Below are 23538 nucleotides of genomic sequence, written 5' to 3' on the forward strand. Positions count from 1 at the left end.
TTTAGATTTCAACAAGGTCACGACTTCCGGGTTGATGTAGGCTACTTCTCAGAAGTGTTCGAAAGCGAAAATCCTTTGATTCATTTGGTGCAAAGGTGAGCGTTTTGGGGACTGATCCCGAAAGAACCCCGGCAGTTTTCAGACGATTGAGCACGTCGGACGGCATATAGGATCGCAGCTGCACCTTAATGATTTTCTTCAAAAGGGCAGTCGATGTATAATAATAGGTATCATCATATAGAATCTCCTTCTGACAGTCAAAACTGCTATCGACATCTTCGAGTGGACGAAAACAAATCATATCACTTCGCCGGGCTGCATAGAGTGCATTCCGGAATAAACTGTTGATACTATCTCCATTGAACCTCTCCCAGTATTGAATATATAGGGTAAGGCATTCATTATGGGAACGTGCAACTACCCCTTTTTGACTGGGGTCTCTGATAGAAAAATACCACTGTACGACAGCAGCAATCGCGGCTAGTACGGAAATTTCCTGTCGAACGGGGCAGTCTTCTCCGAGTTCGTCAAAAAATTCTGTGTAAACTTTATCGATTTGAGCTTCAAATGCATCGGAGTTCCCGATAATCAGCTTTATCAGATCTCCAATTGAATTGAGCGAATTGGTTCTAACGCAGTGGTCAGAGAAATTTTGTACTGGTAAACAAAATATTCGCTGCCGAGGTGTTAAGTCTTGAGACACCACGATATATACGGGGTGTCTCTGATCGCTTTGCATAGAATTCATCAGCGCTTGATAGTTTTTGTCCCGACTATAGGCACTGGAAGACTCATTGAAGTTGATGTTTTCAGCGCGAATCCATACAAGAGGGCGGTCGATCAAGCTTTCTAACTCTTTTTTAAATACGCGAGATGATTCGTCAAGGTTCAAATCTGTGTGTAGATGCCGGTTATGCGTCAGTACACAGAACGGGCGTCTGATCCATAACTCGGGAGATAAACGTCCCTGTAGGACGGCATATAGCGATAGCAACTGATACATCACCATGTCAGATGTGGACGGGAGAGTAAAGCTAAAAAGCACCGTGTTAAGATCAACCCAGTTACTTTCTTGAAAACCCCATGAGTTTTTAGAAGAATACCAGCCGGGAGAGTACTTTATCAGCGGAGGAACAGAATTGAGCATAGGTGCGGTATAACGAGCCATCAACTCCGCGCAAATGGCGCGTGAAAAATTTGCTGTAGTTACAAAACCGTGGTCTTGCAGCAAAGTATAGCGATGAACGGCATTACAGGCTGCATCAACTATAACTTCTTTGTGTTCTCCGGTAGGAGTATCAAACGTATATTTGATGTATTCTTTTTGGGTGCTATGCTCTACAATTTTTTGTGCCCGAAGATTTCGGCAAGCACTAAAAGGCTTTTCAATAGTATGGATGCTGTTACTGTACAAGAGGACTAGATGGCCCTGAGGATCAGTAGTTAAGCCAAAGTTTTCGAAACTGAGTGCCTTCTGTCTGTAGGCTTTTTGTGCGTCACTCTCCCATGCCGCTTGAAGCTCTTGAGCGTTTGCATCAAGAGGATTGCATTGAGAGGATGATGGCTGTTGTGATTGGTGCGAGGGAGTAGATGGCGGTACAGGACTATTATAGTAAATTGGACGTTGTGAGTAAGTTGGACGTTGTGTAACATCCTGCGTTGTGGTAACTGTTTGTGTCCAATTTCTTTTAGGAAGAGTCGAACTGACTTCTTCTGGCGGATTATAGGGTGTTCCATCAAGATTCTGAAGAGCATTGATCATGCCGCTAGTGTTTGAAGCATTCATAAAGTATCCTTTCTTATCTTATGAGGTGAGTTGGCGGACGGCAGGCAGTTTGTCCGGTCGGTCTCGGGGTCAACTGCCCGCTATGCGGTTGTCAAGGTGCAGACTGGAGGGAAAGATACTGTGATCTTTCTAATTAAATTTTAGCACTTTTGAAGAAAAACAAATTTGAGCTTTCGTGACCGAAAATGAGAAAAGTATCAAAATGATGTAAAAGGCCGACTTTTGGAGAGATGAAATGATTGAGAAAATGGTATTGTTTGAAAATCAAAAGCAACTGGAGGAAACTCGCGATGAGCTGGAAAGATGCAAGCGTTTTAGCTTTCGATTGTATGCGAAAGAATTACCGTTGGAATTGACTTTAAGTCATGAAGAAAACAATGAAGTCAATGCGGTCAAAGCGATTTTGAAAGATATGGAAAAGGGAAACTGGCCAATGCTGCATTATTTTAGAATGCATTGTAAAAGCGATAGCAATCCGCCCAAGATACTTCAAGCCAATGCAATTGGATGTGTGATGATGTCATTGAGGTATTTAACAGCACGAAATATATCGGCTTCAGAATTTAAAAAGAAAATTTTTGATTGGGATGAAGATGGGGAAGGGTACGAGACATATCAAAGACGAGTGCGTGCCTTGGCGAGCAAAACAAAAAAAGTGGAACAGATAAAAATGAATCATACGGAAGAATTTCCATTTAACTTGATATGCCCGTACCAGTTTATTCCCACAATGAAGAAAAACGAGAAAGTAAAGGAATTTTTGACGCCGTTGTTTAGCGCTGCAACAAAGCATATTGTGGAAGAAAATCGTGACAGCGTAAGTTGGAATGTTTTAAGACTGGCAGAAAAAGAAAAAGAAATATTTGATGAATCAGACACAGGAAGCCTAGAAAAACAGAAAAAAAGCCGATTGAAAGATAGATGCGAGGACTTATGTGTAGCTATTGAAAAAATGAGTAAAGTAGATCTTTCTCAAAAAGGAAATCATAGCGAAACCGTTGTCTTATATTTTGCACGTGAGAATATATATCACTGCGAAAAATTAAACCGTATAGGAAAAGAAAAAATAGATCAAAGAACTGCAAGATTGATTATACATAAATCTTGCTATCCAATGGCATTCTATTTGGACGAAATCATTGAAAAATATGAAGGCGCTGCATTCATGTGCCAGTATGGCCGATATTTAAATATGGTAGCGGTTGCTCTTGTGGAATATGCATATGAAAATTTAAAGTTCAAAAAAGGGAGCGCGACCTATTGGCAGGCAATACAAGAGGCGGAGAGAATTCTCGGTAACTATATTGATGAATACTGGGACTATTACTTTTCTTTCTTAGATAAAAAAGAAAAAACATTTCTTATTTCGGAAGAGGTGAAACCACGTATTTCGGATGATGCAATTTCGGCTATTTATATGTGCTTTTTAAACCGGGATATTTTATACAAAGCCCCTGATTTTGATTTTGATGTGATACCGCAATATTATTGTGCTGATGAAGTACCTCCGACCAAATATGAACTGAATGGCCCTATCGAAAGTATAGTAAGTAAATTGCACAATGGATTTATTATTGTACAGAATAGTGAGAACCAAAAGGAAGAACAAGATAAATTTACTGAGGCACTCAAAGAACAAGAATTACTTCAAGTAGAGGAAAAAACGCTTAGGCTAAAGCCACTTGGAGTGGACGACAATTGGGAAAGGCTTTTAAAAGTATTTGGAAAAACAAAGAAGAGTATTAGGGTAAAAGATTTTCGATATGAGCGTGTTTGGAAATCGGGTCGTATAGAGGCTATTTGTGGATGGAAAAATCCGCAGCTGATGAAAAACTGGATGGAGAAAAATGGAGTTGAAATTCCGGAGGTAGAAAGCGAATCATTAGACACAGAAGTGGACTATAAGGTTATAATGAAACTACTTATGGCTGGGTCAAATGACTTCGGAAGAGCCAAGATAAGATGGACAATAAGATTAGGAAAAATAAAAAACTGTATCAAGGGCAATGATTATATGTATTATTGGGAATGGGAACCAGAACTTACGGATGGTGGAAAACTGCTTAAATATGAAGCTGTACAAGCAGAAAAGCGTATTGCATCCTACACTTCTGAAAAAATTTGAGCGTTAAATGCTCCCTAATATCAAGAAAATGGGAATTTTCAAGCAAAATTTTTTTGAAAGTGTAGGAACAAGAGACACATAATAGTATTTTGACATAAATTCAGGGCGATCACGCAAGTGGTCGCCCTTTTTCTGTATCTGGTGTGATTTGACCTTCGGCAACATTATAGTAACCCACCAAAGGAGGATTTGCCGTTATGTTTGATTGCTATGACACTCTGATCACTCCAGAAGAAGTTGCTGATATGCTGGGATGCGGTATGAACACTACCTATAAGCTTTTGAAGTCTGGAAAGATAAAGGCCATGAGGATCGGCCGATCTTGGAGGATTCCTAAGAGAGCGGTACAGGAATATATTATACAAGAATCCCACCTGAAATCAGTTGGGTGGTAACATGAAAAAGCCCACATGGATGATGTTCCATGTGGGTTTTCTATTGCCTGAAAGTAGTGCTTGATGGAGTGATGTACATACGGGTAATCCAATGTTAATGCTAAATAATGTATAGAGCAGAAGGAAGGTGAAAGTTAATCTTTATTAATGACACTAACATTAGGATAAAGCGGCTGAATGGAATAGTTGTAGTACAAACAGTCGCACAAGAGCAGCCGAATGTGTAGTGTATATACATTTGGCTATTCTTGCTAGGAGGGGGAGGCGGATGCCGTCATAAATAATATTTTATTCTATAAATTCTCATCTATATTTTCAATGATATTAATTTATCTTTATGAAATCTATAGATAGAAAGAAGGTGATTATAATGGGAAATATCTTTAGTATACGATTAACAGATGAAGATAAAGTTCATTTACAACAGAGAATGAATGAAACTGGTAAAAATGCCACAGAAGTATTTAAGAGCGCAATCTATTTTACCAAAATAGATGCAGACCTTGTTGATGAAATTATATCTAATATTGGATATTATGCGAGTGAAAAAGATCTGGAAGGGATAAAAGAGGAGGTTCATAGATATGTGTTATATCGAACTCAAAAATGAGAAGTATGAAACTTTGGAAGATTTAAAACGGTTACTGCATTATATTCTTAGATTAGATAAAACAGCAGAAGATAGTCAAAGAGCGAATACTGTAACAAATACCTTAGCAGGTTGTCAGCCAGCGATGATTCCCAATGAATATTTGTGTGATCCGAGTTCAGTTTATCATCTGATGCTTTTTGAAGTCAGGAGAAGACATAAAGGTATTCCGCAGTTTGCAAAACACCGCATTGTTTCCTTCGCAGCAACAGATTGTATTTTGCCACAGGATGTAGTATCTCTAGCAGAAAGAATAGCAAGTATCTATGCGAAGAAAGGTTATATTACAGCCTATGGAATTCATGCGGATAGATTTAATGTACATATTCATTTTGTAGTTTGTGCAGTATCGTTTCAAACACAGAATATGTTTCATATTCAATGGGAATCTGAGTGGAATATGCTTGTAACGGTAACAAATCAATGGAAATCTGAGTTTGACGAGATGCTTCAAAATAATATCCAAATGAGACAGTCAAGAGAAGCTGCATTGTATGGCGATGATATCGTTCGATACGGAAGCATTTCTCTGACAGCAAAAGGTCAAATGAATCAGAACAAAAAATCAAAGCGCAAATAAGAAGGGAGAATACAATGGATAAGTTTGATGAAAAAGTTATCGGCTACGAATCTACGAAAGAGATTCTGCGTCAGATTCTGGATATTCTAAAAAGACCGGAGGTTTATAAAAGAAAGGGCATTTCTATTCCAAGAGGGCTGCTGATGGAATCTGATCCTGGTCTTGGAAAAAGTCTGCTGGCATCTATCCTGATGGAAGAGTCCGAACGGAAGCCCTTTGTTTTTCGTAAAACCAGTCAGGAAAACAGTTTTCTGGATGAATTAAGGACTGTATTTGCTATGGCAAAGGAGGAAGCACCTAGTATACTGCTCCTAGAAGATTTGAACCTCTATGTAGAATCGAATTCTCCCTATGCGCCGGAATGGGCTTGTCTGCAAGCCTGTATTGATGATGCAAAGGATACAGATCTTTTTGTGATTGCTACTACTAACGATACAAGGTATATGCCACCATCCCTGTTGAGACCGGGTAGATTTGATTATGTGATCTATCTGCAACCTCCGATTGGAGAGAATGCAGAGAACATTGTCAGCTACTATCTCAGGGATAAAGATTTGGCAGAGGATGTACTGATTTCAGATATCGTCAAGGCTATGCCCAAGGTAAGCTGTGCTACACTGGAAACGGTAATGAACCTTGCTGCGCTGAACAGTGTCTATCAAGGTCATGAGCACATCCAGAAGGAAGATATCACAGAAGCTCTTCTTCAGGTGGTATATAAACTCCAAAAAACGGATAAGGAAACTGACTCCTCAGAGTTGCAGAAGATTGCAGTACATGAAGCAGCCCATGCAGTGGTCGGAGAAGTTCTTCACCCCGGAAGCATTGGAATTGTCACGGTTCGCGGAAGCCAAGGTGTAATCGGTGGTATGGCAAATGGCTGTGCTACTTATGCACAAAATGAGGAGGAATTTCTGGATGAAGTGACCAAAACATTGGCAGGCAGAGCGGGTGTGTCTCTGATCTATGGTGTTATGGATATTCAGGCATCGGCCGATATAGAGCAAGCAGATAAGCTCATGGATATTTGGCAGTGTCACTTTGCAGGTGGTGGCTTCGTAGGAATTGAATCAGGGGACAACAGAATGTCCGAGCAGAGACTTTCTTATAATGAAGCCATCAAATCAGCAAAACTGGAAGAACTTTACCGCAGAGCCTATAAGATTCTTCATAATAATAAGGAATTTCTGCTTGCTGTGCAGCATGGTCTTCTGGAACATGAAACGCTTCTGAACAGTGATCTTGCAAAAATTCGGGAATCTTGTATCTAAAACCTATTATTCAAAATGATAACACGGGGCTGTTGCACACGCCCCAACAAAAAAGACCAGAGTTATTTAGCCAAAAGGCTGAACCGGTCCGTAAAAAGTAGACAATAGACAAAAGACCTCCCCGTGTAGGATAATAGAACTACACGAGGAGGTTTTGTTATGTCCAGAAAATATACCAAAATCAAAGAATTAGAACCACAGATACTCGCAATGCGAGCAGAAGGAAAAACATTTCCCTCGTGCAATTTCATGATTGCAGCGTCCATTGTACAGGCACTTGGAAAATGTGTAAAAAGTGTTCTGCATATAGCAGCAATATGAAAGCAGTATTTCACAGCTGGGCATTATGAATCTATAATAGGTAGCTGGAAATAAACAGAAAGAGGGTCTTTTTGATGGCAACGATATTTCCAAGAGAAGAAAAGGCAGAGGCACTGTTCGGGGAGATCCTGAAAAATCCAGAAGCCTGCCACCGCCTGATGGATACCTTCAACGACTCGCTGGACATGGCAGACGTACTGGATGCGCCGGCCGTGAGTGCACAGCAGTTTGCCGCAGCACTGTTCAATGCCTACGAGAACAAGGATCTGTCTGCCTTTCTGATGGCGATCTGCCAGCACAGTATGTTTGACCTGCTACGGAACGCTGCCCTGATCCCGTTCAAATTCAACGCCGATGGTCAGCCGAACCCGGTGATCCTGACGGATGATGCCGGCGTTCTTTTGCCGAACAACGAATTTGCCGTGAGCAGCAAAGTATACGACCGGTTCATCCGGGTGTTCCAGAAGCAGGAAAAGGTAAAAATGTACCTTGCCAGCGGCTACTGCAAGTATCACGGCTACGACGAAGGATCGATGGATGTGGTGGAGTACCACTACAACCAGCATTTGGGGCTGCTGCTGATCTACGAACTGCCGGACACCGTGAAGCAGAAGGTAACGGAAGCGGAGGCCTACTCCACCGTCTGGGATATCCAGATGAAGCTGCAGCACGCACTGCCCCGTTCCGTGGTCTACTATGGACAGGATACGCTCAAGGACGGCGGAACCCGCTACGATGAACTTGGCGTTTTTCTGCCGCTGGAACACTTTGCCGACCGGCTGGAACGCCATGTGGAAACTGCCACCAAGATCGTTTACGGCGAGTAAACGCCCTGTAAAACATCGGTGTACAAGGGGTACAAACAAGATAAAATAGAAATGAGGGGCGATAGAGCGGAAATGTCAGATTTTCCACTCTATCTGAACACGGTCGCTGGTGGCCTTGATCGTAGAGATCAAACCATCGGCGGCTTTTCTTTTGTCGTCAAAATCTATGCTGTCCCAGTTGTCGAGATAATAGGATAACTTCTTTATCTGCTGGGGCGATATGGTTTCAACACTCAATTCGGCGATTGCCTTTGAAATGGTCTGGCGTCGGGTGTCCAGTTCTTCAATTTTTTTGTTAGCGTAGGCAAGCAAGGTCGCATTGGCTCCGGTCAGCGTGTCCAGCAGCTTTTCAATTTCTGCCTCCACCTGTGCCAGTTCCACTTGATAGGCTGTCAGTTTCGGATTGACTTTTTCCTCCCTGCCGTGGAGTATCTGAAAGTCTTTGAATTTCTCCTGCATGGCCGAGAAAATGAATTGCTCAAATTCTTCTTTGCGGATTTTCCCACAGCCCGGACAGCCTTTGTTTTCCGTCCGTTTGGTACAGCGGAAATATCCGGTGCTGTTTGGTACATGGGTGGCTTTCAGAGCATACCCACAATGCCCGCATTTGATTTTTCCGGCCAGCCAAGTGTTCTTCGGTTTCCGTCCCTGCTGGAAGGTGGTATTTGCCATAAGTTTTTTCCGGCATTTCAGCCATGTGTCAGAGGAAATGAGTGCTTCATGGGGAGCGATAACAAGTATCTGGTCTTTTAAGCACCTGTCCTTGTCCTCCTTCACATCCCGCCCCTGATAGAGATAGCAGCCGTTTGTTCCGGCAAAGTCAGAAGCGTCATTGACAATCGCTGCACCCTGACTCTTGAAAAATTCGTACAGCTCCAAATCGGCCTGTGCGTAAACGGGGTTTCTTAAAAGCTGGGAAAGAAATGTACGGAACATGGATTTTCCATAAATTTTTATGTCATGTTCCTCGAAGTATCGGGTAATATCTCCGAAGGAGGTTTCCGGTTCAGCGTACATTTCAAACATCAGCCGAACATGGTCGGCGGCTACGGGGTCGGCAACCATTTTCTTTGTACGGATACCCTCTACCACAGTAGGCTCTAACTGATAACCGTATGGTGCCTGTCCGCTCATGTGGAAACCTTTCAGACACCGGGAATAGTAGGCGTCTGTGACACGCTTCTGAATTGTCTCCCGTTCAAGCTGGGCGAATACAATGCAGATATTCAGCATGGCCCGGCCCATCGGGGTCGAAGTATCAAACTTTTCTGTGGATGATACAAACTCCACATCATACTCTTGAAACAGCTCCATCATCGTTGCAAAGTCCAGAATAGAGCGGCTTATACGGTCCAGTTTATACACGATGACCCGCCTGACCTTTCCCTTGCGGATCTCGCCCAACAGCTTTTGAAACTCCGGCCTATCCGTATTTTTACCGGAATAGCCTTTGTCCTTGAATACCCGGCAGCTCCCACCTTTCAATTCATACTTGCAAAAGTCAATCTGACTTTCAATGCTGATACTGTCCTTGCGGTCTACTGACTGTCTTGCGTAAATACAATCTTCTCTGATAAATTCCATATTGGGCTCCTTTCCTTGTTGGAATGGAGCTACCAACCTTACAACTATATTATACCATCAGCAGCCCCGGACAACAATGTTGCGAATGATTAGGGAAATCTGTCCCCATATTTTCTGAACACCTCATAAAGACAACGCTCAATTTCTTTTTTGCGCTGTGCTTTCTCCTTCGGGGGAAGTACCGGCGTGAGGCTTTCCAGCACAATGATCTTCCCTTGAAATGCGACAGACTTTGTTTCTCGTTCATAAGTGACAGCTTGCGTCATTGAAAACCTCCTTTGCGAAAGTGCGTGTATATGCCTGCCTTTCCCGCTTGTCCTGTGGGGAAATGTCAAAAGGCGACACCCAGCAGGTGCCGCCCTTTGAGCTTTCTCCACTTCGGGTCGATATGGCCCGAGGTCAGTAAGGACTGGAATGGTACTTTTCTTTGGCGTCCTCCACGCTGTTGAGGTCAAATACTTCATAAAGCTGCCCCACAACACGCCGTATATCCTTCTTTGAAAATCCGCAGTCCTCCATTGCCATAATGACATAACCGCGGCAGGCGTCATTGCTCCATTCGTCCGTTTCCAAGCCGGGGATCATTCCAAACGCATTTCCCATAAAATGCTCCTTTTTTGAAAAGATGGGGAGCCACGCCGGATCGGTTGGCCTATCATCAGACAGCATTGCCGGGGACTCCCCATAGGTTTTCACTTCATTTCAGACACATCGGACGGACATAGGCTTCATGCCCCATAGTATTTCAACTCTCCCCATTCTGATGGCAAGGCGTTCTCATTGCCTGCGACGGCTCACGGCTTACAAGGCCGCTTCAACGCTCGGACTGTGACTAAACGCAAGTATCCGGGTTCTGCGCCTGTTCCGGTGGAGCCAGCCTTGCCCCCACCTATGGCATGAACCTGTTCGCTCGCTCAGTTTTACAAAGACTGTATTCTCTGAAATCCGAGGTCATGGCGGGTCTGTCACACAGCGTGTTCCCCTTCGTATCCGGGTGTCTTTTTATTCAATTTTCAATCTGCATGAGGCTTGTCTGAACCTCGGGTCATTGTGACCCGAAGTGTTTTACCTCTCATAAGCCATTTCATTTTCCGGCCTAAATCGGTACACCTTACAAAGAATTTTTCAAAATTTTTTCTAAGCGCCGCAGACCTCGCTCGATTGCGACACGAACCACTTTTTCATGGACGCCCTCTGCCCGGGCAATATCCTGTTTGGTCATGCCGAGAATGAAATGAGCGTAAATCCGTTTTGCCTGTTTGTTCGGCAGACTGGCAATCGCTGCATGAAGCTCCTGCATGGTCACTTTCCGCTCATACAGTTCATGGGGAGATAAGGCGACAAAGAGAGCTTCATGCTCCAGCCCGTCATCCCGATCAAGGGAATAGTAGGCTTTGTGGCGGTATGTACGCAGCCGGTACGCAGCCTCTTTACGATCAAACTCTTTGAACATTTCTGCAACTTCTTCCGATACTTCCATGAAGCAATCCGATGTATAGAATGGGTAATAGTCCCGCAAATTGATAATAGCCATATTGACCTCCGTTTCGGTTGTTGGTTGACGAGTGACCGAAACGAAGGCGGCGGGGAGCGGCACCGGGGAATGGCTTCAGGCCAACATGACCCGAAGCAGCCCCATAAGAACGCAAAAGCGCCCGGGCGGCATGAAGCCACACGGACGCATGAAATTACATATTCATTTATGTGTTTTCTAATTTCACATTCATAACCAGACTGTCCCGGAGGGGGAGCTACGCTTTTTTTAACTGGTGCAGATCATGGATACTGCGAAATAAAAAGAAGGACACGGTAAATCAACCTCCAATCGGCTACCGTGTCCCTGCAAGTCGTCATTGGTTTGTGCAAACGCAAAGAAACGGCGGCTCTGAAAATCAAAGCCGCCGTTTCAAATGGGCGTGTCAAATTGTCTGCTCTACGACGGCTTTTTTTCTTTTGCCGTCGTCCGGCAGAATGTTATTCAATATTTAATTCAATGCTTCCTGTGAAACTCTCGCATTCAATTCCGATATAATTTCCACCATCAGGAAGTGTAATTGTGTCACTATAAGTTCCGGTTGCTTCAATCAACGTGACTGCTTCATCAGATCCAGAAATCCAAAATACTTTTGCAGTACCTTCCGTAATCTCCAAGGTGCAATCAATGGACAGCTCCTTACCGGCTTCTCTCTTTATGGAAGTTCCTCCGAACAAATACTCTGTACCTGAAAAGTTCGCATAATCAGCCGTATAAGTCCCTGTATAATCATCAATTCCTTTTTCTTTTTCCCCTTGCAGTGACGATTTCCCTGTCAGTTCTATGGAGCCCGCAGATTGAACAATGTTATTGTAATGATTGAGAATTTCATCTTTTGAACAGCCAGCAAGCATAAAACTTCCCACAAGGACGAATGTTAATGCTAAAACTATTTTCTTCATAAAATCATCACCAGCCTTTCTTTGGAGCTACCTTTTTGGCCTTTTTCTTTGTTTGGGTTGCTTCTCGTTCTTTCATGCACAAAATCAAGATGGCAGAAATAATGACAGCAAGCGCAAGACTGCAAGAACAGGTTCCGATATTCCAGTTGACTGCGGTATCATAGCTACGGTAGCCTACCATTCCAAGACTTGCGGTAATCGGATAAAGGTTTGCTAATGTCATATTTCCTGCGGCAAACATCCCTCCATATCCATAGACAAAAGCAATGATTACACCGACTAAAAAGCTACCTGCCCTCCGACAAGTAAGAGCGATAATCGGCAGAACCGCAAGATATAAAAAGAAATTAACCGCAGTAATCTGCAAGGCTGCTTTTAGAGCTAAGGAAATCTCAAAGCCGGGAAATCTCACAATCATTTCTGCTATGATTGTAAACAGACTGCATATCAGCCCGAAAATAATAGACAATACGCCGCACACAATCAATTTTCCGGTCAACAGTTTCTTAAAAGAGATCGGCACAGTCAGAATATTTTTCAATGTGTCATCCGTCTGCTCACGAGAAATCATATATCCAGCAATTAGGCTGATACACATCGGAAAAATCATGGACATATTGTTTTTGATGACCTGTTCTGTAAGATAGGCAAAATCCCAAACGGAACCATCATTCGCCATAGAGGTAAACAAGGTCAGCAGGACGGATAGGAGCATGAGTGCAACGCCCGCCCAAAGGATATGATACCTTTTCAATTTATAAAATTCTGTTTTTACAATGCGAACCATGTTTATTCCCCCCTCTGCTTATATAATCTGTCAATTAGTAAGAACGAAACCAATGCCATGATCCCAAGAATGAATACAACTTGAAATGTTGAGGGAATTAGCCCTGTCATTTGCTCCAAGTCCATTTTTATCCCATGAGCCGCCATATCTCCCGCACTCCAAAATGTAGTCAGTGGCGTGGGCAGAAGCCATAACATAGTTTTAGGCAGTGTGTCAAACAATGCCGTAGCACTCATGTTCAGAACGCTGTAAAAGACACACAACAAAATGGAAAAAACATAGGTCTTACTGAAAAAGACAACAAGGACAATCAATGGGAGTGTTCCTGCCGTAATGAAGATCCCCGTTTCAACCGCCAAAAACAGCTTATAACCAATTCCATAAACTTCTAATGTTCCAATTCCGCAAAGAATTGTTGCAATGGTAGAAGCCACACAAAAAACAATTCCAAAAAGAAAGAGGACAATAATCTTTGCAAGCACCATTTGCGTGCTGGTTACGGGAATTGTACGCAGATTTTTGAATGTATCGTTGTCGCGTTCCATAAAAAACAGGATAGCGGCAATCACTCCGATAATACAGGGCAGTAAAAACTGGATACCATATCCCAACACCATGTTAAATAGTCCGTCAAAAGCATCTGCCCGATCTGTATATCGCTCCATCATAGAGGGCGTTGTCATCAGATAAGTCAGCGGGATTGGAAACAGGAAAGCAGCCAGAATAATAAGCGGAATAAATTTCTTCCGTTTCAATTTCAAAAATTCGCATTTGATTAGTTTAAGCAATTCCTTCGCCCCCTGTCACACGCTTGAAGTAATCTTCAAGACTTTCTTCACAGGTATGTGCTTCTGATACCTCCAATCCGTTTTCTACAAAGGCAGTTACAATTTTACCCACAGGCAGATCAAGGTTGTGCAGGCGCAGATTGTGGTCGTCCTGTATGGAAAAATGGTTTTCATGGAAATTGCGTTCCAAAATTCTTGCTGCCTGTGCAGTATCCGAAAGCGTAAAACGGATATGCTTACTGCTTTTTTGCTCCAGCTCAGCAAGGCTTTCTTCTTCCAGCAATGCGCCGTGGTCGATAATTCCAATATCGTCAGCCAGCAAGGAAATCTCCGAAAGAATATGACTGGAAATCAAAATGGTTTTTCCTCGCGCGTCACAAAGCTCACGAATAAAGGAACGTACTTCTGCAATACCGATGGGATCGAGGCCGTTGATCGGCTCATCCAAAATCAAAAGCTCCGGATCGTGCATAACGGCAAGGGCGATGGCAAGCCGCTGCTTCATACCAAGAGAATACTGTGAAAAGAGCTTTTTATCTTTGTAGGGCAGTCCTACCAGATCCAGAGCATCTTTGATAGCATGATTGTTTGGTACGCCCCGCAGAGTAGCAAAGATACGCAGGTTCTCTGTGCCGGTCAGATTGGGATAAAAGCCGGGGGACTCAATTAGACTGCCAATGCGGGGGAGCAACTTCTTTTCATTCCCTTGCAAAGACTTTCCCCAGATTTTGACCTCACCGGAAGTAGGCTTCGTTAAACCCAACAGCATTTTCATGGTAGTGGTTTTTCCGGCTCCGTTTCTACCCAACAGACCATAAATTCTCCCACGCTTGACATGGATATTTAAGTCAGCCACACTCTTTTGTGAGCCGTATTGCTTCGTCAGATTTTTTGTTTCAATGATATAATTTGTATCCATATTCAAAACCTCCTGTTCTGTAAGGTATTCTATCACGCCAACCTTGCATTAACCTTGCCGCAACCTTGCATTAACCTTGCAATTTGAAATTCAGCTAAAATGACAAAGGCTCCCGCCATAAAGACGGGAACCCGCTTAACTCTCCAAAGGAAAAAGCAACATAAATTCAGTTCCTTTTCCCGGCAAACTTTCAACTGTTATACTCCCACCCATCTTTTCTACAAGCTGATGGACAATAGAAAGACCAAGTCCGCTTCCTTTTTCAGACCGTCCTTTGTCACACTTATAGAGCCGTTCAAAAATGTGTTTCAAATCTTCTTTCTCAATTCCCACTCCATTATCCGCCAGCAACAGCTCCATGCTGTTTTCCTTCTTCGATAGGGAAATTTTAATTTTGTCTGCATGGCTATGAGCGATTACATTTTGAATAAGGTTATTGATGATCCTCATATAGCTATCCATATCCAATCTTACCCGGACAGGCTGTTCGGGAATATCGATGTCATACTCAACCTGTTTATCCTCAAAAATCGGTATCCAGTCAATGAGGATATTTCTTGTCAGCTCTGCGGCCTCAACACTCTGGATCTCCAAAGCAAACTCGTTAGAATTTAACTTGAACCAGTCAAAGAGTACATCAATATATTCTTTCAGATCATGGGCTTTCCGGCGGGCGGTTTCAATATAATCATCCCGGTCTTTTCCTGTGACCAGTCCTTTGTGTGCAGCGTCAAGATACCCAAGCAGAGTAGTAAGGGGCGTTCGCACATCATGGGAAAGGCTCGTCATAAGCTGGCGGTTGGTTTCTTCTGTCTGCCGTACAGTTGAAAGTCTGCTTTCATAGGCCACAACGATCTCATTGATTTCATAGGCAAGAGGTGCTGTCAGTTCATTTGTTGCAGATAGAATACGCCGGTTGCCATTTCCGTTTTTCACATCAACCAGCACATCGGTCATTTCTGCTATTTGTTTTTTTACACGCCGAACGAGAACGATGGAAGTCAATACAGCCACAACAGCAATCACAATGGACAAGAATACGATAATTTCCATGCTGACTACACCTCCTTATTAAACCGGTAGCCAATCCCTTTGACCGTTTGTATATACTTTGGGCTTGAAGGATTGACTTCTAATTTTTTACGAAGCCGACTGATAATCGCCATAATGTTACTGTCATCATAGAAATATTCTTCGCCCCATACTTCCTCATAAATCTGCTGTTTGGTCAAAATTTTCCCTTGATGTTTTGCACAGTACAGGAGCAAATCAAATTCCTTTGGGGGCAGTTCAAAAGTGCCGTTTGATGTAGTAACAGAACGATTTTCAAGGTCAATCTGCAATCCATCAAAATCCAGTTTTTGCACAGCTCCGGCTTGATGATTAAAACGGGTGTAGCGGCGAATGAGGGACGCAATACGGGCAATCAGTTCGTCCATATCAAACGGTTTTGTAAGATAATCGTCCGCTCCGGCCCGTAAGCCCCGTACTTTAGAAATGCTGTCATTTTTAGATGTGAACATCAAAATCGGCAAGCTGTACTCCTTGCGAATTTCTTCCAGCGTTTCAAACCCGTCCATGCCGGGCATCATCACATCCAGCACCACAAGCTGGTATTCCTGCTCTCTTAATTTTTGTAAGCCCTCTTTTCCGGTATTACAAAAATCAGCTTCTATGTTTTCTGCTTGTACGCTACGTTTAATCAAAGCGCACAGTTCTCTGTCATCATCTATAATCAGGATTTTATTCATGGTGCAACCCCTTCCCTTGTTTTGTCCTTCCGTCAATCGGCTTTTCTGCGTTCTTTGGGATCAGCCAAACACCGGCCATTTTCACAGCACCGGGGATACGTCCACCAGCACAATAATAATTTACCCTACGAGGTGTCACGCCCCACTTTTCGGCGGCCTCTTTCAATGTCATATAGTCCATTTCGCACCTCCACAGAGTACATTATAGTTCTTTATCTCGAATAGTACAAGTTGGAGGCTGCATATTGATGAAATGAAATACTACTTTATGTAAAATTCCATTACATTCTCATAATCCAACCCGAAATGTACAATGATATAGGGTGATATGAGAATGAACCAAAATGAAAGAAGGTTTGACTTTCACGGCCTCGGGGCGGCTCTCAAACAGGCCAGAGAAGAAAAGGGATGGACACAAGCCTATGTTGCGGAATTAGTAGACCGTGACTCCCGTACCATTATGAATATTGAGAACAAAGGTCAGTATCCCAGTTTCGACCTTTTTGTTAAACTCATTACCATGTTTGACGTTTCAGTTGACCAGTTTATTCATGCGGACGGAGGGGCAAGGTCAAGCTCTTGCAGAAAGCACATTGATGTTCTTCTAAACTCCATGAATGAAAAAGAGCTTGTCGTGATAGAAGCCACAGCCGAAGGCATTAAGAAAGCCAGAGAAACGGAGGTTCCAGAATAAGGGCCTCTGTTTTTTTGCGCCATTTTAGGGGCTGCCGCTAAGTGGCAAGCAATGCCTCTGTGGCCACAAGTGGCACAAAGGCGGCTTGTTGGGGCTCGCCCCAAACCCGTATCTTCGGGCCAACATGGCCCGAAGTGTCAGCGTCGCTTTGCTCCTTGTTTTCATAACCTTAACGCTCCTTTTCCTGCTTTCTTCCCGGTTCGGTGTAGCCCATCAGAGTGTCAATGTTCGCTTTGATCGTGACGATCTCCTGCATATCCCGTCGTGCCTTTTGATATTCTCCATAGAGCTGTTTTTTCTTTGCTGTGAGCTTACGGCCTTCTTCCTTCAGCACATCCATTTTGGGGAGCTTCGCCCCGCCCAGCAGAGAGCGCATTTCCGTTTGTGCAGCCCGGTACAGTTCAAGGTCGGCCTCATGCTCCGCAAGGAATTTCCGGCTGTACTTCGTCGCCTTATACTGCTCAAAGACTGGACGGGTTTTGGCATACTGAACCGTTGCGGCCTTTAGCCCGGCATTGGTTTTCATGGCCTGTTCCGTCTGCTTGATCTGCTCGGAAATGGCATGAAAACGGTCTGCTGCCTCGGTGGCTTTCTGTGCCAACTGCTCATAATCGGTCAGGCCATTGTCCTGTATATAAGCAAGGGCAGCAGCCATCTGCTTAATGTTAAATACCTTCGCCCAGCGTTCATATCCCGGCCCCTTACCGGCAGCCAGCTTTGCTTGAATATCCACCGCCAAACTGATTTTCCGCTCTGAGCGCCCGGGGCGTTTTTCTTTGCCCTCAATGGCGGACAGAACATCTTGCAAGTCGTAGCCGTCCCCCAGCGTGGAGGCACGCAGACGGGTGAAGCGTTCCTGTCCCTGCCCGGTCAGCCGGAAGCTGATACCGCCGCCCCGAACCGTCTTGACCTCATACCCGGCCCGCTTCATCAAATTGAGAAATTCGTCCAGATCAGCGGGGCGTTCCGCCAGCGCAGTATCAATAGCAAGGCGCAGTCGGTCCTGATAGGAAAGCGGCCCTTTCCGGTCTTTCTGCCACTCCCCATAGTTCCGATACTTGCTCTTGCTCCGGGGCTTCGGGTTCTCCACGATGGACAGCCCGTTTTCAAGGCACAGCCTGTCAGAGAGCCGCCGAAGGGCGAAGCTGGAGCCCCAAAAATTTCGGAATTTCCGAGTGCAGTCAAGGGTGGTGGAGTTGTAATAAATGTGACAATGGATGTGCTGCTTATCGGTGTGCGTGGTAACGATAAAAGCGTGCCGCCCCTTTGTCCAGCGCATAGCCAGCTCATAGCCGATACGGTTCGCCTCCTTCGGGGTGATCTCGCCCGGATAGAAGGATTGTCGTATCTGATAGCACAGCACATTATTTTCTTTCTTCTGTTCCCGGCCCGTCATAGCGGCATAGCTGGCCTTTGCCAAAAGGAACTCGTCCGCCACGGTGGCCGGATCACATTCATAAGCGGAGATATACTTTCCGCTTTCTGTTTTCTCCGGGTCCTTGCCATAGTCCAGACAATCCCGGATAGCCTCAGCAATCGTTTCGCCTTCGCCCGCATGGCGCTGTAACAAAGTTGTGGTAGCCAAAAATCATTCCTCCTTTCCATGAGAAAGGGGCGGCCCATTCAGACCGCCCCGACTTCGGGCCAGTATGGCCCGAGGCTGCTTAACTTGCCAGAAACCGGTACAGAGCGGATTTGCCTCCGTCCAGCGCCCAAAGAAGGGAGCCCGCCGCCGCTTGCAGTCCATACGGCGAAAGAAGGAAGGCAAGAAACAGAAATACAATCCCACCTATGGGCGTCGGCGTGAAAAAGAGAGCGACACCCAGCACCGCCAGGATCACAGAGGCAATCGTCAGCAGGACGGCACAAATATCCAACAGGAACACCAGCAGAGCCGCCAGAAGGGACAACGCCAAAGCAAAGGGAGCAACCAATATTTTCAGCAGTATCTTCATCTTCAAAACCTCCTTTATCTATCCTTCCTACCTCTATTTTATCATGCCTGCCCGGGGACATAAATGTTGCGAAAGATTAGTGAATCCTGTCCCAAACCTTCGGGTCATACTGGCCCGAAGTGGTAAAAAAAGAGCAGGGCGGCAAGCCCCGCAACGGAAGCCTGCCGCCCTCGTCTTACTTTGCCACCAGCTCGGAGAGCTCCCGCAACACCTTTGACACCTCGCCCCACAGCTTTTCATAGTCCCGCTTCAATCCGTCGATTTCCTCCGGGTACACGCCATAGGTATGTGCGTGTATGGCAACCTGATTGAGATTGTTAGAACAGCGCCGTTGCAGAGAGATCAGCTCTTTTACGGGCGCAAGGTCGATGTGCAGGATATACCCATTCAGAGCCATTTTCCGTACATAAGCCCCGGCGTTGGAAATGCCCGCCTCAGCCATCCGTTCATGGATGGCTGCCAGCTCGTCCGGCGTTACCATGACGTGCAGATGGACATTCCGCTTGCGGTTCTCCATCAGCGTTCCAGCTCCCGGCCTTTCCGGCGCTCTTTGGGTTCCTTTACCTTATCAAGCGGTTTTGCGTCCAGCTCCGGGGGCGTGGGTGGGATGGGCGTGTTGTTGGGTACGCCGTCGATCATGTTGCAGTTCTGCTCTGTGGAGAGCTCGGCGGTTTTCAGATAGTTGTCTTTTTCGTGCATGGCGATCCTCCTTTATCGTTCCTCATGGTTTTTATGGCTCCGCTTCTGGCCGGGCTCCTTCGGGGGTTCCTGCCCTCTGGTTCCTTCTTTGAGCCGGGCGGTAATGGATGGGCGCACCCGGTCAGGATTGCCCGGTGCTGGTTTCAGTTCATAATCCTCCATCTGCTTTTCGGTCAGCGGCTTTGCGTAGGTCAGTTCGCCCCATGCCATCAGACTGCCGTCTGCCACAGGACGCCGCCTGTCATCGTCGTAGTTGACGATGGAAAGAGGCTGGTTATCCGGCAGCTTCGGGTAAGTTCCTATGTCCACGGGCCGCTGGGTGGAATAATAGCGGTAAACGCCCTCCGGTCCCAGCTCGGTATGCTTGACCGCCGCATGGTAAAGCTGCTGATAGTCGTCCACCCGGCGGTCAAAGTCCCGCTGCGCCCACGCCTGACTGGTTCCATAGCGGCCCCAGTAGTAATCCCGATGGCCGTTTTCCCCCTCGGTAAACTGCCAGGTCACAAAGGGGCTCGGCGCTCCCGGATTATGCCCCAGCGCAAAGCCGTGTCCGGTTTCAAAGGTGGCAGCTTTCAAAATCACATATCCTTGTACTGTCTCCAAGAGATCCCTCCTTTCTGTGCCTCGGGTCAACATGACCCGAAGTGCTGGATGTTACGAAATAAGAGGGCAGACCGGGGAGAAATGTAATAAGATATTCCTACCCCGGAAACACCCTCAAAAAAGCCCGGAATGTCAAGCCTTTGGAGGCGGCAAATCGTAACAGCCGCCCGGCCTTTTCTCCCGCATTTTCCTCATGCGTTCCCGGCTTTTCCGACGGTTTCCTTCGGCCTTGCAGACGTCGGAGCAGTAGGCTTGACGCCCATCGGGCAAAAACGCCTTTCCGCAGACCGCACAGGCCCGCAGTTCCGGGGAGATGCCTTCCGTTGTCAGCGCCGCTTGAAGCTCCGGGTCAAGGGGCAGGACAGCCTCACGGAAGTAACGGCAGTACGCCCCTGTCCAGCACTTGTGCAGCATATAACAGGCACAGTCCAGAGGAAGGCACAGGCCGCTTTCCCTGTCATAGTTGGCACACATCCCCGTGACCAGAGAACGGATTTTCTTCTTCTCGTCACGGGTCAGCTCCCGGGCGTCCATTTAAGACTTCGGGCCACGATGGCCCGAAGGGCGGGGCTCCACGATCAGCGCCCGGAACTTCTTCCGGCACTGTTTTTTCTTTCCTTTGCACTCCTTGTAATAACGGCATCCCTTACAAGGGTCGTCATTGTCCCAGCCGGGGTGCGGTACTTCCTTCATCATTCGTTCAAAAGGGCTGCTTGTAAAATTCATTCTCATTCCTCCGTATCTTCCTCCCACGGCGGGGTATCTTCGTCCTCGGGTTCCTCTGCGATCTCCTCCAGCTCCCCGTCCTCATATTCGCAGTATTCATCTTCCAAATCCGGGGCCTCATGCTTCGGCTTGTAAATCTTGAAATAGTAACCAATCCCACCGCCGGCCAGCACCACCGCACCGATCAGGAGCAGAGAGAGAAGGGGGCTGTCCTTTTTCTCCGGCTCGGGTTCCGGTACTTCCTCCACCGGTTCGGTGGGCTTTGGCTCTGGCTCCGGGGTCACTTCTTTGGGCGGTTCCTTACCCTGTTCAGCAAGAGGCAGAAGGTCGTCTGTGGTAACGGTATTGAGGAAATAGACGTTCTCGCTGGTTTTCTGTTTGTCGATCACCAGATAAAACACGCTCTCGTCTGCGGTGGTGATGGTGTAGAACTCCTTTCCATCCTCGTCGGTGGCGTTGTCCACCACGGTTCCCGTCCCGTCCGGGGTAAAGGGGTTCTGGGTTTCCGGCTCTGCTTCGGTTTCTGCCGGGGCGGAAGCTGTCTCCGGCTGCGGCTCGCTGCTCTGTGCATAGGCCGGGACCGTAAAGATCAGGCAACACAAAAGGCTGGCAGCCATCGCCGCCAGCCTGCGGTATTTAATTTTCTTCATGGGCTGTGTCCTCCTTTTCGGGTGCCTCCGGCTTCGGGTCAGTATGGCCCGAAGCGGTAAGGCTGTTTTTTGGGTCATTCAGAAAAGCCATAAGCTGGGCGGGCGTCAGTTTGAGGGAGCGCACCGCCTGCACGATCTGGCTGTTTTCTTCCTCCTGTTTCTGCTTTTCCAGCTCCCGGATTTTGGCCTGCCACTCGGCAGCCTTCTCCCGGGCTTTTTCCAGTTCCTTATCGAGCTTGTCGATCTTGTTCATGCAAGGACTCCTTTCCTCTGGCTCACAAACGCCCGAAGGCATAGAAATGTGTCTGCCAGTAGCTTGAATTGATGTTTGCGTATTGGATGGGCGAACCACAATGAAGCATCATCCCGTCGCCCACATAAATCCCCACATGGGACACAGGGCCGGGGCTGTCATAGGTTCCCGTGAAAAAGATAATGTCGCCGGGCTTTGCCTCGGAGGGGGAAATGATAGCACACTGGTTGTAAATGCCCTGCGCCGTGGTACGGGGCAGGTTGTGGACGCCGCTGGCCGTGTACACCCAGCAGACAAAGCCCGAACAGTCAAAGGAGGTGGACGGGCTGGAGCCGCCCCACACATAGGGCCAGCCGATGTACTTTGTGGCTTCTTCCATGAGCGCCGCAAAAGCCGGGTCATCCAGCGCCTCGCCGGGTATCTCATAGCTGGGGCCGGTATCTTCGCCGCCGTTGTAAATCCCTTCCCACAGATAGGGTTTGTTGCCTTTGAGCTGCTGCATAACGGTGTAGATTTCCCGCTGCTGTTCGTTAAGCCTCGGCAGGATCACGGCGGGCAGCGTCTTGTTTGTGAGGGTCACATTGAGAATGTAATACTCATAGGGGACTTCCTCGGTGGTGGTTTCCCCGGTCTCCGGGTCGGTGCTGGTTTCGGTGCGGTAGCGTATCTCGACTTCCTCCGTCAAGGTCAGCTCATACTGTGCCTCGAATATCTCCCGCAGTTCGTCCTGCACCTGTTCCCGGAAATACACATGGTACTTTGCCGAGAGATAGGACGCCAGCTCATAGGGGTTATGGCCGATCTCGTCCACGGAATAGCGGTACTCGTCATAGCCGGGATGGGTGCTTTCGATGTTCGCTACCGTCTGCGCCAGCTCGTTTTCCAGTGCCGTGTAGTCCTCGTCCACGCCCAGCAGGTCCGTATCCTCCGAGGCGTAGGAGGTGCCGGATAACGCATTGGCAAGGCCGCTGCCAAGCGTAGGAAAGATAGAGCTTACCGCCGACACAAGAAAACAGAGCAGCAACAGCAGGAGCAGGACCAGCACCGCCACGGGATGACGGGTCACAAACTGCGCCGTCCGACGGGTCGCAGTTCCCGAAGCGGCAGCGGTTTTCTTTGCGGCCTTTGCGCCCTGTTTTGCAGCCGCCTTTGCTTCTTTGGAATACCGGCGTTTCAGTTTCCATTTCTGCTGCACACGGGAAAGCGGATTGCTGGCAAGTTCCGGGTGCTCGGAGGCCATCTTTTGAAAATCCACATTGGCCCGGGCTTTTATGTCCTTCCGTTCCCACTTTGCCACCTTCCGGGCTGGGTGTTCCCGCCAGCGGCGTTTGGCATAGCGGGTCAGTTTCCGGGCTCCGGCCTCTGCGGCCAGCTCGGATTTATGGGCTCCTTCCACACCCACATTTTCATGCTCAACCTCGTGTATCTTGTTGTGGACATAGAACCACGCTTCTGTACGGGCTCCCCGGACTGCCTTTTTTGCAAGCCCCGGCGGCTTCTTCGCTGCCCGTTTTGCCTCGGTCTTGTCCAGTTTCTCCCGGGCCTTTCCCAGCTTTTCCCCGGCGTGTTCCGCTTTTGCCTGTGCTTTCTGGTACTTGTCCTTTTTGCTCCCGGCCTTCTCGGCGGAGCCCTCCGGCTCCTGTGCCTTGCCGGTATCCTGCGGCCCGCCCGCTTCATCTTCCTGCCTCATGCGGTCAGAGGGACGGCTTTTCCGGCTGTCCTCTTGAAACTTACCGCTT

At 46.9% G+C, this 23538-nt stretch carries 30 protein-coding genes; 8 read left to right on the plus strand and 22 right to left on the minus strand.

The features are described 5' to 3' along the window. Position 1 precedes the first annotated feature (1 nt). A complete protein-coding gene (locus GKG36_RS04690) occupies positions 2 to 1786 on the minus strand; it encodes a hypothetical protein (RefSeq protein ID WP_154259449.1) in 1785 nt (594 codons plus the stop codon). 235 nt (positions 1787 to 2021) lie between these two features. On the opposite strand from GKG36_RS04690, the gene GKG36_RS04695 reads away from it, so the two are divergent. The 7 genes from GKG36_RS04695 to GKG36_RS04725 all read left to right on the plus strand — a co-directional run bounded on the left by GKG36_RS04695 (position 2022) and on the right by GKG36_RS04725 (position 7954). After that, complete coding sequence (locus tag GKG36_RS04695; protein WP_154259451.1) at positions 2022 to 3911, plus strand: hypothetical protein; 1890 nt, start codon at positions 2022 to 2024, stop codon at positions 3909 to 3911. Between the two features lie 197 nt (positions 3912 to 4108). After that, positions 4109 to 4306, plus strand: a complete 198-nt coding sequence (locus tag GKG36_RS04700) for a helix-turn-helix domain-containing protein (RefSeq protein ID WP_097779353.1) — start codon at positions 4109 to 4111, stop codon at positions 4304 to 4306. Positions 4307 to 4676: 370 nt separating this feature from the next. Further along, positions 4677 to 4916: an antitoxin gene (locus tag GKG36_RS04705; RefSeq protein ID WP_242963100.1), complete on the plus strand. Its 240-nt coding sequence runs from the start codon at positions 4677 to 4679 to the stop codon at positions 4914 to 4916. Beyond that, positions 4891 to 5535, plus strand: coding sequence for a relaxase/mobilization nuclease domain-containing protein (locus GKG36_RS04710; protein ID WP_154259455.1), 645 nt, complete (start codon positions 4891 to 4893; stop codon positions 5533 to 5535). The genes GKG36_RS04705 and GKG36_RS04710 overlap by 26 nt, the downstream gene beginning before the upstream one ends. A 14-nt stretch (positions 5536 to 5549) precedes the next feature. Then, entirely contained in the window at positions 5550 to 6806 is a 1257-nt protein-coding gene (locus GKG36_RS04715; RefSeq protein ID WP_154259457.1) for an AAA family ATPase, read from the plus strand. A gap of 159 nt (positions 6807 to 6965) precedes the next feature. Beyond that, positions 6966 to 7127 carry a hypothetical protein gene (locus GKG36_RS04720; protein ID WP_154259459.1) on the plus strand — a complete coding sequence of 54 codons (162 nt, stop codon included), beginning with the start codon at positions 6966 to 6968 and terminating at the stop codon, positions 7125 to 7127. 74 nt (positions 7128 to 7201) lie between these two features. Further along, a complete protein-coding gene (locus tag GKG36_RS04725; RefSeq protein ID WP_154259461.1) occupies positions 7202 to 7954 on the plus strand; it encodes a DUF4866 domain-containing protein in 753 nt (250 codons plus the stop codon). A 75-nt stretch (positions 7955 to 8029) separates the two neighbouring features. Here the strand turns inward: GKG36_RS04725 and GKG36_RS04730 are convergent, their stop codons facing one another. From GKG36_RS04730 to GKG36_RS04775, 11 genes are all read right to left on the minus strand, one after another. Further along, positions 8030 to 9538, minus strand: coding sequence for a recombinase family protein (locus GKG36_RS04730; protein ID WP_005927564.1), 1509 nt, complete (start codon positions 9536 to 9538; stop codon positions 8030 to 8032). An 89-nt stretch (positions 9539 to 9627) separates the two neighbouring features. Continuing rightward, complete coding sequence (locus GKG36_RS14555; RefSeq protein ID WP_165483719.1) at positions 9628 to 9804, minus strand: hypothetical protein; 177 nt, start codon at positions 9802 to 9804, stop codon at positions 9628 to 9630. Positions 9805 to 9937: 133 nt separating this feature from the next. Further along, positions 9938 to 10141, minus strand: coding sequence for a hypothetical protein (locus GKG36_RS04735; RefSeq protein ID WP_118709570.1), 204 nt, complete (start codon positions 10139 to 10141; stop codon positions 9938 to 9940). A gap of 508 nt (positions 10142 to 10649) precedes the next feature. Beyond that, positions 10650 to 11072, minus strand: a complete 423-nt coding sequence (locus GKG36_RS04740; RefSeq protein ID WP_154259463.1) for a sigma factor-like helix-turn-helix DNA-binding protein — start codon at positions 11070 to 11072, stop codon at positions 10650 to 10652. 440 nt (positions 11073 to 11512) lie between these two features. Further along, positions 11513 to 11974 carry a hypothetical protein gene (locus GKG36_RS04745; RefSeq protein WP_118213137.1) on the minus strand — a complete coding sequence of 154 codons (462 nt, stop codon included), beginning with the start codon at positions 11972 to 11974 and terminating at the stop codon, positions 11513 to 11515. 7 nt (positions 11975 to 11981) lie between these two features. Then, a complete protein-coding gene (locus GKG36_RS04750; RefSeq protein WP_154259465.1) occupies positions 11982 to 12761 on the minus strand; it encodes an ABC transporter permease in 780 nt (259 codons plus the stop codon). A 2-nt stretch (positions 12762 to 12763) separates the two neighbouring features. Further along, complete coding sequence (locus tag GKG36_RS04755; protein ID WP_012816192.1) at positions 12764 to 13549, minus strand: ABC transporter permease; 786 nt, start codon at positions 13547 to 13549, stop codon at positions 12764 to 12766. After that, a complete protein-coding gene (locus tag GKG36_RS04760; RefSeq protein ID WP_007860248.1) occupies positions 13542 to 14468 on the minus strand; it encodes an ABC transporter ATP-binding protein in 927 nt (308 codons plus the stop codon). The genes GKG36_RS04755 and GKG36_RS04760 overlap by 8 nt, the downstream gene beginning before the upstream one ends. A 135-nt stretch (positions 14469 to 14603) precedes the next feature. After that, a complete protein-coding gene (locus GKG36_RS04765; RefSeq protein WP_154259467.1) occupies positions 14604 to 15521 on the minus strand; it encodes a HAMP domain-containing sensor histidine kinase in 918 nt (305 codons plus the stop codon). A 5-nt stretch (positions 15522 to 15526) separates the two neighbouring features. Continuing rightward, a complete protein-coding gene (locus GKG36_RS04770; protein WP_154259469.1) occupies positions 15527 to 16219 on the minus strand; it encodes a response regulator transcription factor in 693 nt (230 codons plus the stop codon). Continuing rightward, on the minus strand, positions 16212 to 16400 hold the full coding sequence (locus GKG36_RS04775) for a helix-turn-helix domain-containing protein (protein ID WP_024738628.1): 189 nt from the start codon (positions 16398 to 16400) through the stop codon (positions 16212 to 16214). Before GKG36_RS04775 ends, GKG36_RS04770 begins: the two co-directional genes overlap by 8 nt. A 147-nt stretch (positions 16401 to 16547) precedes the next feature. Between GKG36_RS04775 and GKG36_RS04780 the strand changes: the two genes are divergently transcribed. Further along, positions 16548 to 16913: a helix-turn-helix transcriptional regulator gene (locus GKG36_RS04780; RefSeq protein ID WP_173012887.1), complete on the plus strand. Its 366-nt coding sequence runs from the start codon at positions 16548 to 16550 to the stop codon at positions 16911 to 16913. Positions 16914 to 17082: 169 nt separating this feature from the next. On the opposite strand, the gene GKG36_RS04785 is transcribed toward GKG36_RS04780, so the two are convergent. The 10 genes from GKG36_RS04785 to GKG36_RS04830 form a co-directional block, all read right to left on the minus strand. Further along, entirely contained in the window at positions 17083 to 18498 is a 1416-nt protein-coding gene (locus tag GKG36_RS04785; protein WP_117535860.1) for a relaxase/mobilization nuclease domain-containing protein, read from the minus strand. Between the two features lie 79 nt (positions 18499 to 18577). Then, positions 18578 to 18868 carry a CD1845 family protein gene (locus GKG36_RS04790; RefSeq protein ID WP_055194528.1) on the minus strand — a complete coding sequence of 97 codons (291 nt, stop codon included), beginning with the start codon at positions 18866 to 18868 and terminating at the stop codon, positions 18578 to 18580. 175 nt (positions 18869 to 19043) lie between these two features. Next, entirely contained in the window at positions 19044 to 19385 is a 342-nt protein-coding gene (gene mobC, locus GKG36_RS04795; RefSeq protein WP_012741672.1) for a plasmid mobilization relaxosome protein MobC, read from the minus strand. Beyond that, on the minus strand, positions 19385 to 19567 hold the full coding sequence (locus tag GKG36_RS04800; protein WP_003500078.1) for a DUF4316 domain-containing protein: 183 nt from the start codon (positions 19565 to 19567) through the stop codon (positions 19385 to 19387). Before GKG36_RS04800 ends, mobC begins: the two co-directional genes overlap by 1 nt. 12 nt (positions 19568 to 19579) lie before the next feature. After that, on the minus strand, positions 19580 to 20170 hold the full coding sequence (locus tag GKG36_RS04805; RefSeq protein WP_226942657.1) for a hypothetical protein: 591 nt from the start codon (positions 20168 to 20170) through the stop codon (positions 19580 to 19582). A 132-nt stretch (positions 20171 to 20302) separates the two neighbouring features. Then, on the minus strand, positions 20303 to 20704 hold the full coding sequence (locus GKG36_RS04810) for a cysteine-rich VLP protein (RefSeq protein ID WP_154259473.1): 402 nt from the start codon (positions 20702 to 20704) through the stop codon (positions 20303 to 20305). After that, positions 20705 to 20902: a hypothetical protein gene (locus tag GKG36_RS04815; RefSeq protein WP_005927616.1), complete on the minus strand. Its 198-nt coding sequence runs from the start codon at positions 20900 to 20902 to the stop codon at positions 20705 to 20707. It abuts the gene before it with no gap. After that, the gene (locus GKG36_RS04820) at positions 20899 to 21546 is read right to left on the minus strand and encodes a DUF4366 domain-containing protein (protein ID WP_154259475.1); all 648 of its coding nucleotides are present in this window, start codon (positions 21544 to 21546) and stop codon (positions 20899 to 20901) included. Before GKG36_RS04820 ends, GKG36_RS04815 begins: the two co-directional genes overlap by 4 nt. Next, positions 21533 to 21799, minus strand: coding sequence for a DUF4315 family protein (locus tag GKG36_RS04825; protein ID WP_005927622.1), 267 nt, complete (start codon positions 21797 to 21799; stop codon positions 21533 to 21535). Before GKG36_RS04825 ends, GKG36_RS04820 begins: the two co-directional genes overlap by 14 nt. A gap of 22 nt (positions 21800 to 21821) precedes the next feature. Next, positions 21822 to 23489 (minus strand): CD1108 family mobile element protein, encoded by a 1668-nt coding sequence (locus tag GKG36_RS04830; RefSeq protein WP_055194533.1) that lies wholly within the window; start codon positions 23487 to 23489, stop codon positions 21822 to 21824. Positions 23490 to 23538 lie beyond the last annotated feature (49 nt).

It is taken from the genome of Faecalibacterium sp. BIOML-A1 (assembly GCF_009679715.1).
Taxonomy (GTDB): Bacteria; Bacillota; Clostridia; order Oscillospirales; family Ruminococcaceae; genus Faecalibacterium; species Faecalibacterium taiwanense.